The organism is Nonomuraea glycinis (assembly GCF_014646515.1).
Lineage (GTDB): Bacteria > Actinomycetota > Actinomycetes > Streptosporangiales > Streptosporangiaceae > Nonomuraea > Nonomuraea glycinis.
Genome location: NZ_BMNK01000001.1, coordinates 308,135 through 322,544 on the forward strand (window position 1 = coordinate 308,135; position 14,410 = coordinate 322,544).

The 14,410-nt window shown below is 71.1% G+C and carries 11 protein-coding genes; 8 read left to right on the top strand and 3 right to left on the bottom strand.

The window, feature by feature from the left end; translation table 11 throughout:
* Positions 1-47 precede the first annotated feature (47 nt).
* The 3 genes from IEY87_RS01415 to IEY87_RS01425 are packed head-to-tail and all read left to right on the top strand — an operon-like array spanning position 48 to position 1,846.
* The gene (locus tag IEY87_RS01415) at positions 48-353 is read left to right on the top strand and encodes a hypothetical protein (protein ID WP_189136610.1); all 306 of its coding nucleotides are present in this window, start codon (positions 48-50) and stop codon (positions 351-353) included.
* A 22-nt stretch (positions 354-375) separates the two neighbouring features.
* Entirely contained in the window at positions 376-1,176 is an 801-nt protein-coding gene (locus IEY87_RS01420; protein WP_189136611.1) for a polysaccharide deacetylase family protein, read from the top strand.
* A gap of 19 nt (positions 1,177-1,195) precedes the next feature.
* On the top strand, positions 1,196-1,846 hold the full coding sequence (locus IEY87_RS01425) for a DUF2461 domain-containing protein (RefSeq protein WP_189136612.1): 651 nt from the start codon (positions 1,196-1,198) through the stop codon (positions 1,844-1,846).
* 215 nt (positions 1,847-2,061) lie between these two features.
* Here IEY87_RS01425 and typA read toward each other — a convergent pair whose 3' ends face one another.
* Entirely contained in the window at positions 2,062-3,912 is a 1,851-nt protein-coding gene (gene typA, locus IEY87_RS01430; RefSeq protein WP_189136613.1) for a translational GTPase TypA, read from the bottom strand.
* 185 nt (positions 3,913-4,097) lie between these two features.
* Between typA and IEY87_RS01435 the strand changes: the two genes are divergently transcribed.
* From IEY87_RS01435 to IEY87_RS01455, 5 genes are read left to right on the top strand one after another with little or no spacing between them, the layout of a single operon-like run.
* Positions 4,098-4,841: an AMP-binding protein gene (locus IEY87_RS01435; protein WP_189136614.1), complete on the top strand. Its 744-nt coding sequence runs from the start codon at positions 4,098-4,100 to the stop codon at positions 4,839-4,841.
* A gap of 52 nt (positions 4,842-4,893) precedes the next feature.
* On the top strand, positions 4,894-7,326 hold the full coding sequence (locus IEY87_RS01440) for a LuxR C-terminal-related transcriptional regulator (protein ID WP_189136615.1): 2,433 nt from the start codon (positions 4,894-4,896) through the stop codon (positions 7,324-7,326).
* A 56-nt stretch (positions 7,327-7,382) separates the two neighbouring features.
* On the top strand, positions 7,383-7,805 hold the full coding sequence (locus tag IEY87_RS01445; RefSeq protein WP_189136616.1) for an AMP-binding protein: 423 nt from the start codon (positions 7,383-7,385) through the stop codon (positions 7,803-7,805).
* A complete protein-coding gene (locus IEY87_RS01450) occupies positions 7,798-8,757 on the top strand; it encodes an ATP-binding protein (protein WP_189136617.1) in 960 nt (319 codons plus the stop codon). The genes IEY87_RS01445 and IEY87_RS01450 overlap by 8 nt, the downstream gene beginning before the upstream one ends.
* A gap of 9 nt (positions 8,758-8,766) precedes the next feature.
* A complete protein-coding gene (locus IEY87_RS01455; RefSeq protein WP_189136618.1) occupies positions 8,767-9,528 on the top strand; it encodes an alpha/beta hydrolase in 762 nt (253 codons plus the stop codon).
* Between the two features lie 185 nt (positions 9,529-9,713).
* On the opposite strand, the gene IEY87_RS01460 is transcribed toward IEY87_RS01455, so the two are convergent.
* On the bottom strand, positions 9,714-11,147 hold the full coding sequence (locus IEY87_RS01460) for an aldehyde dehydrogenase (protein ID WP_189136619.1): 1,434 nt from the start codon (positions 11,145-11,147) through the stop codon (positions 9,714-9,716).
* Positions 11,148-11,277: 130 nt separating this feature from the next.
* Positions 11,278-14,292, bottom strand: a complete 3,015-nt coding sequence (locus IEY87_RS01465; protein WP_225276849.1) for a M14 family metallopeptidase — start codon at positions 14,290-14,292, stop codon at positions 11,278-11,280.
* Positions 14,293-14,410: the final 118 nt, after the last annotated feature.

The window sequence follows — 14,410 nt, forward strand, 5'->3', positions numbered from 1 at the left end:
GTACACCCACAGGTGTGCGACGCATCGTCGGCAGGGGGTGGCGGCGGGTGAGTGAATCCCGCGCGGCGACGGAAAAGCTCCAGGCGGAGCTGCAGGCTCTGGGCGTGACCAACGCATACGAGCTCGGGGACGGCCCGACGCTGTCGGTGTGGATCGGACTGGTCGTGCGTTACAGGGACGGCTTCTACCGATGGCATGAGGGAGCGGTGAAACGCCGGCATGTCGGCACGGACCCGGCAGGATGTGCGACGAGAGTGGCGCGTCGCTACACAGAGTTGCAAGCGGATATCCCATCATGGTGGGACGACCTGGCCAAGGAGATGCGGGGGGATCGGGTCCAGGACTATCCGTGACCCCGCGTCGGGTGGGGGCGGCATGCGCGTGTGGGTGGTGGCGCCGGCGTTGCTGGCGCTGGCGGGATGCGCCACGGGAAGCTTCACGTACGTCGAGTCGGCGCCCCCGCGCCCGGTCCCCGAGCCTGAGACGCTGGCCAAGCGGCTCATGGCCATGCAGCCCGACTGGCCGAAGCCGCGCCGCCTCGACTGCGCGGAGACCGGCTGCGTGGCGCTCACCTTCGACGACGGCCCCGGCCGCCACACGGGCCGGCTGCTGAACATCCTGCGCGCCCGGGACGTCAAGGCCACCTTCTTCGTCGTGGGCGAGATGGTCGCCGCCGGCCGGGGCGCCCAGCGGGTGCGCCAGATGGTGGCGGACGGCCACGAGCTGGGCAACCACAGCTGGAGCCACCGGCAGCTCACCGCCCTGTCGAAGAGCCGGATCAGGCGTCAGCTGCGGCGCACCGACAGGCTGGTGCGATCGCTGACCGGGGTCCGGATGCGGCTCATGCGCCCGCCGTACGGGTCCACCGACCGCCGCGTCGCCGCGCTGACCCGCCATCGGGGGCAGGCGCAGATCCTGTGGAACGTCGACACCTTCGACTGGCGTGACCGGGTGCCCGCCGTCGTGGCCAGGCGGGGGGCGCGGGCCGAGCCGGGCTCCATCGTGCTCATGCACGACATCCACCGCACCACCGTCAAGGCCGTCCCCGGCCTGCTCGACCGGCTCACCCGCAAGGGCTACGCCTTCGCCACCGTGAGCGAGCTGTACGGCCGCCGCCCCAAACCCGGCAAGAAGTACGAGGACGACATACCGCCCCTCGCCGAAGACCGTCGGTGACGCGTGGCACCCTTACGGCATGGGTTTCACCGGCATCCCCGACGAGGCGTTCGTCTTCTACGAGGGTCTGGAGGCGGACAACTCCAAGACCTACTTCGCGCGGCACAAGCACCTCTACGAGGAGGCGGTGCGGGCGCCGATGGTGGCGCTGACCGAGGAGCTGGCCGCCGAGTTCGGGCAGGCTCAGCTCTTCAGGCCGTACCGCGACGTGCGCTTCGCCAAGGACAAGTCCCCCTACAAGACGCACCAGGGGGCCTTCGTCGAGCACCAGCCCGGCATCGGCCTCTACGTCGAGGTGAGCGCGGCGGGTCTCTACACCGCGGGCGGCGTCTATTCGCAGGCCACCGACCAGGTGGCCCGCTACCGGGCGGCCGTCGACGAGGACCTGTCCGGCAAGCCGCTCGAAGAGATCGTCTCCTCGCTGCGCGCCGCCGGCTACGCGGTCTCCGGTGACCGGCTCAAGACCAGGCCGCGCGGCGTCCCCGTCGACCATCCCCGCCTCGACCTGCTGCGCCACCGCTCCCTGCACGCGGGCAGCCGCTTCGAGCCGGAGCCCTGGGTGCACACGCCGGAGGTCGCCGGGCGGGTGCGCGACACCTGGCGCGACTACGCCCCGCTGATCGAGTGGCTCTGCGCCCACGTCAGGGGGAGCGAGTTGCCCCGCCGCTGATCGTCCGCCGCCGACGAGAAAGGCCCTACGGCGTGATCGTCCGCCGCCGACGAGAAAGGTCCTACGACGTGCTCGTCCGCCGCAGACGAGAAAGGCCCTACGACGTGCTCGTCCGCCGCAGACGGGAAAGGTCCCACGGCGTGCTCGTCCGCCGCAGACGAGGAAGGTCCCGCGCGCGACACACGGTCGCGAGCGGGACCTTCACCGGTGGTCGGTCAGGCGCGCTTGGCGCGGGCGGTGGCGCGACCGCGGACGGCGGCGTCGAGCACCACCTTGCGGATGCGCACCGCGTCCGGCGTGATCTCCACGCACTCGTCCTCGCGGATGAACTCCAGCGCCTGCTCCAGCGACAGGCTGCGCGGCGGGATCACCTTCTCGGTCTCCTCGCTGGTGGAGGAGCGCATGTTGGTGAGCTTCTTCTCCTTGGTGATGTTGACGTCCATGTCGTCGGAGCGCGAGTTCTCGCCGACGATCATGCCTTCGTACACCTCGGTGGTCGGCGCCACGAACAGCGTGCCGCGCTCCTGCAGGTTGAGCATGGCGAAGGGGGTGACGGGCCCGGACCGGTCGGCGACCAGGGAGCCGTTGTTACGGGTGCGCAGCTCGCCGAACCACGGCTCGTAGGCCTCGAAGACGTGGTGCACCAGGCCGGTGCCGCGGGTCTCGGTGAGGAACTCGGTGCGGAAGCCGATCAGCCCGCGCGCCGGCACCACGAACTCCATCCGGATCCAGCCGGTGCCGTGGTTGGTCATGTGCTCCATGCGCCCCTTGCGGACGGCCATGAGCTGGGTGATGGCGCCGAGATATTCCTCGGGGCAGTCGACGGTGAGGCGCTCCACGGGCTCGTGCACCTTGCCGTCCACGAGCTTGGTGACGACCTGGGGCTTGCCGACGGTCAGCTCGAAGCCCTCGCGGCGCATCTGCTCGACGAGGATGGCCAGCGCCAGCTCGCCGCGGCCCTGGACCTCCCAGGTGTCGGGACGCTCGGTGGGCAGGATGCGCAGCGAGACGTTGCCGACGAGCTCCTTCTCCAGGCGGTCCTTGACCATGCGGGCGGTGACCTTGGAGCCTTTGGCCTTGCCGACCAGCGGCGAGGTGTTGGTGCCGATGGTCATCGAGATGGCGGGCTCGTCGACGGTGATCAGCGGCAGCGGGCGCGGGTCGTCCGGGTCGGCCAGCGTCTCGCCGATCATGATGTCGGGGATGCCGGCGATGGCGATGATGTCGCCGGGCCTGGCCAGCTCGGCGGGCTTGCGCTCCAGCGCCTCGGTCATGAGCAGCTCGGTGATCTTGACCTTCTGGATCGAGCCGTCGGTGCGGCACCAGGCCACCTGCTGACCCTTGCGCAGCACGCCCTGGTGGATCCGGCACAGCGCGATGCGGCCCAGGTAGGCGGAGGCGTCGAGGTTGGTGACGTGCGCCTGCAGCGGCGCGTTGGGGTCGTAGACCGGCGCCGGGATGGTCGACTTGATGATGTCGAACAGAGGCTCCAGGTCCTCCGCGTCCGGCATGCCGCCGTTGTCGGGGCGCGCCAGGGACGCGCGGCCGGCCTTCGCCGAGGCGTAGATGATCGGGAAGTCGATCTGCTCCTCGGTGGCGTCGAGGTCGATGAAGAGCTCGTAGACCTCGTCCACGACCTCCGCGATGCGCGCGTCGGGCCGGTCCACCTTGTTGATGCACAGAATGACCGGCATCTTGGCGGACAGCGCCTTGCGCAGCACGAACCGGGTCTGCGGCAGCGGGCCCTCGGAGGCGTCCACCAGCAGCACCACACCGTCGACCATGGACAGGCCGCGCTCGACCTCGCCACCGAAGTCGGCGTGGCCCGGCGTGTCGATGATGTTGATGGTCATGCCGCTGTGCTGGACGGCGGTGTTCTTCGCGAGAATGGTGATGCCTTTCTCGCGCTCGAGGTCATTGGAGTCCATGACGCGGTCGTCAACGTCCTGGTTCGCGCGGAATGCCCCGGACTGCCAGAGCATGGCGTCGACGAGCGTGGTCTTGCCATGGTCGACGTGCGCGATGATCGCGATATTCCGCAGGTCGTCGCGGCTGTTCAAAGGCATGAGTGGTCTCGCTCTGTGTTCGTGGAGGCGACCGCGCGAAGTCGCGGCGGAGTTAAGTCTAGTTGATCCCGTCTGATGGACGGAGCGAGACCGGCCCTGCACATTCATTCAAGGAGCTCTCCTACATACGCTGATGCACATTTGTGCGCATGGCAGGAAGGGCCGCAATCCCTAGATTGACCGGCATGACGTGGACAGAGCTGGTCATGGGCTCGACAGCGACGCAGGGGGATCAGCCGGCCGTGAGCGATGTCAGGACCGGCGCGATGCTGTCCCACGCCGCTTTCGCCCGGCGGGTCACGCACGCCGCGGCGGGGCTGCGCCGTTACGGCCTGCGCTACGGCGACCGCGTCCTGGTGAACCTGCCGCTCGGCGCGGCGTTGCCCGTCGCGGTCCACGCGGTGGCCTGGGCGGGCGGGGTCGCGGTGCTGGGCGGCTCCGGCGAGGCCCGGATGATGATCACCCATCGGGGCTGCGACGCCGCGGCGGCGGACGTACGGCACGTCTTCGCGGTGGAGGCGGCGGCGGGCGCGCTTCCGTTCAGCGAGCTGCTGGGCGACGGCACGGTGGAGTTCGGGCCGCTGGCGGGGCCCGCGCTGACGCTCGACGGCCATCGGATCTTCGACCACGACGAGCTGGCCGGCGATCTGCGCAAACTGGTCACCCGGCTGGTGGTCGGCAAGGACGACGTGGTGCTGGCCGCGGTCGGCGACGTGTTCAAGGGACTGCGGCTGCTGGACGCGGCGCTGATGTCCGGCGCGCACGTCGTGATCGCGCACGAGCCGACCGTGGTCGGCTGCCGGGTGCTCGCCCACGAGCACGGGGCCACCCTCGCGGTCGCCCCCTACGAGCTGGCCAGGCGCCTGGTGGGGACCCCGGCGCTGCGCGTGGTGGACGAAAGGGCCGTGGTCAGCTCGCTCGTCGGGTGAAAAGTGCGACACTGTGGGAGAGTGTGATCCTTCCGCGACGCAGGGTGACCACATGCCTGATCTCCCCCGGCACAACCTGCCCGTCGAGCCCAACCGGTTCGTCGGCCGGGAGCGCGACATCGACGAGCTGTGCCGGCTGCTCGGCCGGGCGCGGGTGGTGACCCTGTGCGGCGTCGGCGGCATCGGCAAGACCCGGCTGGCCTTACAGGTGGCCGCCAAGGGCGGCCCGCGCTGTCCCGAGGGCGTCTGGCTGATCGAGCTGGCCAGGATCACCCGTCCCGAGCTGGTGATCGAGGAGATCGCCAGGGTGCTCGGGGTGCGCCAGGAGGGCGGCCGGCCGCTGCTGGACACGCTGGTGGCCCGGCTGCGCGGCGGCGGCCCCTGCCTGCTGCTGCTGGACAACTGCGAGCACCTGGTCGACGAGTGCGCCGACGTGGCCGCCGCGCTCGTCGCGTCCTGCCGGCAGCTCGCCATCCTGGCCACCAGCAGGGAGCCGCTGCGCATCGCGAGCGAGCTCGTCTGGCGGGTCCCGCCGCTCGACCTGCCCGAGGGCGGCGGGTCCGACGCGGAGTCCGTACGACTCTTCCTGGAGAGGGCGACCGCGGCGGGCACCAGACTGGGCCAGGAGAGCCTGCCTGACGTCGTACGGCTGTGCAGGGCGCTGGACGGGCTTCCCCTGGCGCTGGAGCTGGCCGCGGCCCGTACGAGCCTGCTCAGCCCCGCGCAGATCGCCGACCGGATCGACGACCGCTTCTCGCTGCTCACCACCGGCGAGCGCACCGCCCCGGCCCGGCAGCGCACCCTGCTCGCCGCCGTCCAGTGGAGCCACGACCTGCTGTCGGCCAAGGAGCAGGTGCTGCTGCGCCGGCTGTCGGTGTTCGCCGGGCCGTTCGACCTGGGGCTGACCGAGCGGGTGTGCGCCGTGCCGCCCATCGCCGAGCCGGAGATCGTCGACCTGCTGGGCGGCCTGATCCACAAGTCGCTGGTGCTCTACGACGAGGGCCGGGGCCACTACTGGCTGCTGGAGACCATCAGGCGGTTCGCGGCCGAGCGGCTCGCGGAGGCGGCCGAGCGGGAGGCCGTGCGCGAGCGCCACCTGAGCGTCCTGTGCGAGCTGCAGGAGCGCCACTTCGCCGTCGAGGTGGCCGAGGCCGGGCTGCCGTGGCCGCACAGGCTGGCGGCGCTGATCAGGAGCAGGAGCCTGCTCGACGACCTGCGGGCCGCGCTGGACTGGGCGGTCGAGTCCGGCAACGTGCCGCTGGGCCTGCGGCTGTGCTTCAACAGCACCGGCCTGCTGCCGGTGAGCGGCAACCCGATGGAGATCGTGGGCTGCCTGGAGCGCCTGCTCAGCCGGGACCTGACGCGGGTGTCGGAGGAGCAGCTCGCCCAGGCCAGGGGCTGCCTCGCCTACGGGCTGGAGGCCAGGGACGAGCTGAGCCGATCGCTCGACCACGCCTTCCAGAGCCTGGTGGGCCTGCGGGACCCGTTCCAGCGCTGCGTCATGCACAGTCTGCTCACCATGGTGCTGCTGCGCACCGGCCGTGCCGACGAGGCGCTCGGGCACGCCGAGCAGGGCCTGGCGCTGGCCACGGCCACCGGCGACGCGTGGAACCAGGCGGCCGGGCTGGCCGGGCTGTCGGCGGTGGCGCTGACCCGCGGCAGGCTGCGCGAGGCGCAGCGGCACGGCGAGCAGGCGCTGGCGCGAGCGCGCGAGCACGGCCACCGGTGGATGATGGCCAGGGGCGCGACCCAGCTCGGCGCCGTGGCCGAGGCCCGCGGCGACCTGGTGACGGCATGGGACCACTACGAGACGGCCATCGCGTGGCTGCGGGAGCTGGCCGGGGGCGTGGAGCTGTGCGGCACGGTGGAGCTGGCGCGCTCCCTGGCCAGGGGCGGCCGGGTCGCGGCGATGCTGGGGGAGTTCGCGGCGGCCAGGGAGCGGCTGGCCGCGAGTCTCGAGCTGAGCAGGCGGACCGGGCAGCGGCAGGGCGTGGCCCGGTGCCTGGTGGGGCTGTCGGTGCTGGCCGAGGCCGAGGGCGACCTGGACGGCGCGGTACTGGCCGCCGCCGCCGCGGCCGCGCTGCGCGAGTCGATCGGCCAGCGGTTCGCCACCGGGCGGATCGAGGAGCTGCTCGGCCGGGCCCGCGCCAAGCTCGGCGAGGGCCGTACCACCTCGCTCTGGTCGCGGGGGCGGTCGATGTGTCCCGACGAGGCCGCCCGGCTCGTCCTGGAGGGCGTGCGGCCGGCGGCCCCGGCCGGCGCGGCCGTCACCGAGCCGGTCAGGCGCTCGCCGCTGACCGCCCGCGAGCACGAAGTCGCCGCCCTGCTCACCCGTGGGCTGTCCAACCGGGCCATCGCCGGCGAGCTGGTGATCAGCCCGGCGACGGTGGCCCGGCACATCGCCAACATCATGGAGAAGCTCGGCTACACCTCACGGGCGCAGATCGCCGTGTGGGCCGCGGAGCATCCGGCGCCTTCTGCATAGGGATCTGCATAATCCGCCCGATGTACGTACCAGGTGGTCCTGCCTAGCGTGGGCGCATGGATGAGCGCATCGTCATGGTCGACTCGGGCACCGGCCTGGCCCTCACCGAGCGGCAGTTGGACGAGCGATCCGCCGCCGCGAGCATCCTGTTACGGCGCCGTGGGGTGCGTCCCGGCGACACGGTGCTCATCTGCCTGTCGGTCGGCCCCGCGCTGCTGGTGGTGACCGACGCGGTGATCGCCGTGGGCGGCATCGCCTGCCCGGTCCCCGCCGAGCTGGACGAGGCCCGGCTGCGGGAGCGGATCCGGGACAGCAGCGCCCGCGTCATGATCACCGATCTGCGCGCGGCCGTGCGGGCGGCCGAGGAGTCCCGGGTCCGGATGGTGCTGGGCGCCGCCGACCTCGGCCGTCATGGTGACGCGCTTCGGCAAAGCGGTCACGGCGAGCCTCGGACCAGTGGAAACTGGCCGCGTGTCTGATCCTTCCGCGACCGGCCGTTTCGTCGGGCGTGAGCGCGATGTGGACGAACTGTGCGCGCTGCTCCGTGACGAGCGGGTGATCACGCTCGTCGGGCCGGGCGGCATCGGCAAGACCCGGCTGGCCGGGCGGATCGCCTACTTGGAACGTGCCAAAGTGGTGGAGCTCGGGTGTATCGCCGACGGGCGGTCGGTCGTCAAGGCGCTGGACGTGCACCCGGCCTCCTCCGGGCTGCTCGTGCTCGACGGCTGTGACCTGCCGCGGGGGGACTGCGCGGGGCTGGTCGCCGCGCTGGCCGCGCGCTGCCCCGGCCTGCGGTTCCTGCTCACCGGCAGGCGGGCGGCGGGGGTTCCCGGCGAGCTGGTCCGGCGGGTGCCGCCGCTGGCGCTGCCCGGCGACGGGCGGACGGACGCCGGGTCCGTGGAGCTCTTCGTGGAGCGGGCGGCCGCCGCCGGGGCTCGCGGGGTGGCCGATCGCGACGTCGAGCGGGTGTGCCGGCTGCTCGAAGGGGTGCCCCTCGCGCTCGAACTGGCCGCCGCGCACGCCCGGTCCATCGCCCCGGCGCGGATGCTCCAGCGGATCGGCGGGCGGCACGGACTGCTGCGGGTGGTGGATCCCGCCGTGCCGGGCCGCGCGCGTACCGTATGGGCGGTTCTGGAGTGGAGCCACGAGCTGCTCAGCCCCAAGGAGCGGGTGCTGCTGCGCAGGCTGCCGGTCTTCGCGGGCGCCTTCGACCCGGAGCTCGCCGCGCGGGTCTGCGCCGACGGCGGGCTGCTGCGTGGCGCGGAGCTGCCCGGCCTGCTCGGCGGCCTGGCGGACAAGGCGCTGGTGGTGCGCCAGGCCGGCGGACGGCTCCGCCTGCACGGCGTCGTCAAGGAGTACGCCGCCGAGCGGTCGCGGGAGGCGGCCGAGGAGGCGTGGCTGCGCGACAGGCACCTGCGGCGCCGGGAATAGGCTCGGGGCATGCCTTTCGCACCACACTTCCCCGTCCTGCTCAGGACCGAGGACGGGGTACGCATCGACGCCGCGCACACCGATCCCACGGGCCCCAGCGGGCGGGACGTGGGGATCGTGGTGGCGCACGGCTTCACGGGATCGTGGCGGGAGCGCACGGCGCGCCGCATCGCGCACGTGCTGAGCCGTTACGGCGGGGTGGTCGCGTTCGACTTCCGTGGCCACGGCCGGTCGGGAGGCGAGAGCACGGTGGGGGATCGGGAGATCCTCGACGTGGACGCCGCCGTCCGGCATGCCCGGGTGATCGGTTATCGCAAGATCGCGGTGGTGGGGTTCTCCATGGGCGCCTCGGTGGCGGTGCGGCACGGCGGGCTGTGCGAGGGGGCCGACGCGGTGGTGGCGGTGAGCGGGCCCGCCCGCTGGTACTACCGGGGCACCAAGCCGATGCGCCAGGTGCACTGGGCGATCGAGCGGCCCGTCGGGCGCTGGGCGGCCAGGGTGGCCAAGCGGACCAGGATCGCCGCCAGGGCGTGGGAGCCGATCCCGATGCCGCCGCACGAGGCGGTGGCGCTCATCTCACCCGCGCCGGTGCTGATCGTGCACGGCGACGCCGACGCCTTCTTCCCGCTCGATCACCCGCACCAGCTGTACGACGGCGCACGGGAGCCGAAGGAGCTCTGGATCGAGCCGGGGTACGGCCACGCGGAGGCGGCGGCGACCCCCGAACTCATCCATCGCATCGGAAAATGGATCTCTTCGAACTTTTCCTGAGTAAGAGACGTCTACCTATGGCGGATGGATAGAAACCGCCGGGAGAAAGTCTTAGGGGTACGAAACCGCCGAGGCGGTTGACGTAGGACATACTTCTCGTAGTCGGGCGGTTGCCCAGCGTTGCGGGGGCTCGCTGGGCGCCATCCGGGTGGATGGGGCCCCGGTATGTGCCGGGGCCCCACCGTTCAGCCGAGCCTGGCGATCGACTTGTACTCCAGATAGCCGCCGAGCCCCTCCGGGCCGAGCTCGCGGCCGATGCCGCTGGCCTTGTAGCCGCCGAAGGGCGTGTTGCTCTCCAGCATGTAGCAGTTGACCCCGTAGGTGCCGGTGCGGACCTGGCGGGCCACGTCCATGCCGTGCTCGGTGTCGGCCGTCCAGACGGTGCCGGCCAGGCCGTAGTCGCTGTCGTTGGCGATGCGGACGGCGTCGGCCTCGTCCTCGTACGGGATGACCGCCAGCACCGGGCCGAAGATCTCCTCGCGGGCGATGCGCATGTCGTTGGAGACCCCGGCGAAGACGGTGGGCGCGACGTACCAGCCGCGGTCGCGGGGCCGGTCGAGCCCGCCGACGACGACCTTGGCGCCCTCGTCCATACCGATCTTGATGTAGCCCTCGACGCGTTCCTGCTGGCGCTTGGCGACCAGCGGGCCGATGCCGGTGGCCGGGTCGGCGGGGTCGCCGACGGGCTGCGAGGTGACCATGGCGGCGACCGCCTCCACGACCTCCTCGTAGCGGTTGCGCGAGGCCAGAATGCGGGTCTGCGCGACGCACGCCTGGCCGTTGTTCATCAGCGAGGCGATGGCCAGCATGCCCATGCTGGCCTGCAGGTCGGCGTCGTCCAGGAAGATCGCCGCGGACTTGCCGCCCAGCTCCAGGCTGACCCGCTTGAGCTGCTCGCCGCAGATCGCGCCGATGCGGCGGCCCGCCGCGGTCGAGCCGGTGAACGCCACCTTGTCCACGCCCCTGTGGGAGACGAGGTGCTCGCCCACTTCGCGGCCCGCCGCAACGATGTTGAGCACGCCGGGCGGGATGCCGGCCTCCTGCGCCATCTCGGCCAGCAGGTAGGCGTCGAGCGGCGTCTCCGGCGCGGGTTTGAGCACGATCGCGCAGCCGGCCAGCAGCGCGGGCGCGACCTTGGTCATCGTGACGAACTGGGGGACGTTCCACGGCACCACGGCCGCCACCACGCCCACCGGCTCCCTGCGCACGGTCACCGGCCCGAACAGGCCGGGCCGCTGCTCCTCCTGCTCGAAGCCGGCGCCGAGCTCGGCGTAGTACTGCAGCATGCTGAGCGGCTGCGGCGCCTGCGCCAGGGTGGAGAAGGTGATGGGCGAGCCCATCTCCTCGGTGATGAGCGCGGCCATCTCGGCCTGCCTGGCGGCGTAGATCTCGGCCAGCCGGCCGATGGCCGCGGCGCGTTCGGCGAAGGTCAGGCGGGGCCACGGGCCGTGGTCGAACGCCTCGCGGGCCGCGGCGACCGCCCGGTCCACGTCCTCGGTCGTGCCGTCGGGCACCCGGCCCACGACCTCTTCGGTGTGCGGGGAGATGACGTCGATCGTCCCGGTGCCCGCCGGGGCCACCCATTCGCCCCCGATGAAGAGTGTGTCGTGCTGGCGCATGTCATGGCCTCCCGCAACCTTTGGTCGTCCGAGCCTCACCTGTGACCGAACCATGTTCTGGTCACGTACGCAAGAGGGGGCACGGCACGGTGTGCCGTGCCCCCTGGTGATCAGCGGAGATCAGCGAGGATCAGCGGGGATCGCCCAGAAGATGGCGCATCGACCGCTTGACGAGATCGGTGCGCGCCTCCTGACTCGTCACGCTCTCCGCGCCGAAGCCCAGGTAGACCGTGTCCTTGGTGACGATGCCGCCGCCTTCCTCGAAGATCTGGTCCGTGCGGGCCCAGTTGTTGATCGACGGTGAGGTGCCCTCGGGAGCGTCCGCCACGGCCCAGCCGCCCAGGTCGGACTCGAACGAGGTCTGCTCGGCCGCCGCGCCGTCCAGCGTGAGCGCGAAGTCGTCGAGGAAGACCCCCGCGCCCTGGGTGCCCCAGTCGCTGATGTAGGAGATGGACAGCTCGACCTGCTTGCCCGCGTACGGGGTCAGGTCGATCTTCCACTGCTGCCAGCCCGCGGAGTTGCCCGAGGCCGCGTGCCACGCGCCGGAGGTGCCGGTCGGCTCGCAGTTCGGCCCCTGGTAGCGCTGGGTGAACGGGTGGATGGTGCGCCAATCGGCCGCGCAGCTGTCTCCGGTGGCCTGCGTGGTGTGGCCGTTGGCGTCGGGCAGCGTCGTCCAGTCGTCGCCGCCCGCCGTGCGCGCCTCCACGACCAGGTGGTCCCAGCCGGCCTCGGTGTCGTAGGAGGTCCAGAACGACAGGTCGCCGGCGCTCTTGCCGGTCAGGTCGACGGTCTTGCTCAGCCGCTTCCAGGAGACGTCGGCGATGCCGCTGTAGACGTCCCACGAGCCGGTGTGCGGATCGAACGGGCCGCCGGGCCGGGCCCACTTGATCGGCGCGGAGCTGGCGAACAGCGGGAACCGGTCGGCCGGCAGGATCGCCGAGGTGGCCACGAACGAGTTGGTGTGCACGTCGGGCTCCAGCGTGGCGGAGAAGCCGTCGAAGGCGCCGGCCACGCCGTTCAGCGCGTACGGCTGGTTCGTCGCCGGGTCACTTCCCGCGTTGTCGAAGTAGACGTACGCGCCCAGCCAGTACTGCTGGAAGTCGTTGAACACCGGGATGCACGGCGGGTCGTTCGGCTCCGCGCACTCCGGCTGTCCCGGCTGGTCGGGCTGGTAGAAGTAGGCGCCGTTGGCGTTGGCCGCGTACGACGGATACTTGCCCGAGTGCATGACCTTGCCGCCCTCGTTCAGGTAGTCGCGGACGGCCAGTTCGGTGTCCACGCCCACCTTGGAGGTGGTGCCGGGCACCTGTCCCACGCTGCGGGGGATGACGTCGTCGCCGGTCTCCCAGATCACCGCCTTGTAGTGGCTGAGCACGCCCAGCGGATGCGGGGCCTTACGCCCTTGCTTGTCGACGTCGTACACGTCGGAGGTGTACCGGGCCTGGGTGAGCGCCGCCACGTACTCGTCGGCGTACTTGGCCTCGGTCACGCCCTGCGCCGGGCTGATGCCCGTCACGTCCTCGGCGGCCAGCACCAGCACCTTGCCGCCGATGTCGGTCGCCACCTTGTACGTGAACTCCGCGCTCTTCTTGCCGAGCGCGGTGAACCAGACCTTGACCGTGTCGCCCGGCTTGGTGCCGGTGATCTTGCCGCGCATCCAGTGGTAGTAGCGGTCGTAGCCGTCGCCGTAGCGCTCGCCGCCCTGCCACTCCTTGGTGGTCGCGGTCTTCTTACGGCCGTTGCCGATCTGGTAGTTGAGCAGCACGGGGCCGAGCTTGCGCTTGGCGTTGACCTGGACGACCTGGTCCTTGCCGTGGCTGAGCTCGAAGGGGTCGATGACGAAGTCGGGGGTCTTGTTGCCCAGGTGGCTGACCGGCTCCACCGGGTTGACCGCGGACTTGGCGATGTCCAGCGCGAACGGCAGGTTTCTCTCGAACTCCGCCTGCACCAGCGCCTCGTCGTCGGGGAAGACGAAGCCACAGCCTTCGCAGCCCTCGTTCAGCTCCGGCGTCCAGGACAGGGTGCCGTACTTGCGGTGCGCGTGGTCGTTGGTGTCGCCGTTGGTGGTGTAGAGCTCGGCGCCGAGGTCGGGGTCGAACCCGGGGACGGCGGGCCGGGCGTCGGTGCCGGTCAGCGCCTCGTAGATCGGGTTGTCCGCCGTCTCGGTGGCGATCTGGTAGCCGGCCGGGTAGAGCAGCAACGGGCCGAAGGAGTGGTAGTTGAGCTGCGTCTCGAAGTTGACGCGCCGCAGCAGCCCGTCCATCGCCTTCGTCTCCGGCTCGCTGGCCGGGCCGGTGCCGCGATAGGTCTCGCTGCTCGGGATGGAGGAGGAGCCCTCCTCGTCGTAGTGGAAGTTCGACGGGAAGTTGCGGTTGGGGTCGACGCCGTCGCCGGTGGTGATCCGGCCGTCGCCGTTCACGTCACGCAGGTTCTTGCGCCACAGGCGGTTGCCCTCGGTGAAGGTGAAGTCGTAGCCGTCGGGGTTGGCGACGGGCACGAACCACAGCTCGGTCTTGTTGAGCAGGTCCCTGAGCGCGTGCTTGTTGGCGACCACGTGCTTGAGCAGCCGCATGTCCACCTCGGTGGCGATCCACTCGCGGGCGTGCTGGGTGGCCGAGTAGAGGGCCGCGGGCTTGAGGCCGTCGGGCAGCACCCTGGCCTGCTTGGACACCTTGACGGCGAGGATGTCCTGGCCCCTCAGCGTCTTGCCGAGCGAGGTGAGCTTGACGATGTCCTTGTTGGCGTCGGCGATGGCCTTGAGCTGGTCGGCGATGCCGCCGGGCTCGGAGTAGGACTTGTAGACGGTGTAGCCGTTCGCGGCCTGCGCCCTGGCCGCCTCCAGCTGGGTCTGACCCTGGGGGTTGCGGACGGGCTCGGGCTTGAGGCCGAGCTTCCGCAGTCCGGCGAGGTCCTCCTGGGCGGCGGTCAGCTCGACGTGCTCCTTGCCGTCCTTGATCTCCTGCTGGACGACGTCGAAGCCCTGTTCCCGGAGGGACTGGCCGGTGCCGAGCGGGCTGTCGAGCTCGTAGAGCTCGATCCGGTCACTGGGTGGTAGAGGGTCCACGGCGGCCTGGGCCTGCAGGCCCACCAGGGACGTGCCTAAGCCGAGGACGGCCACGGTGAAGAGCTTCAATGATCGAGACACGGGTCTGCCCCTTCGCAGAGACGAGTTCGATCGCCATCTCAGACCGATGCGCCGATCTTGGCAAGGCCCAAACTTATTGGGAGCTTAGATCGGACAAGTCTTGACATCCTTCGTCAAA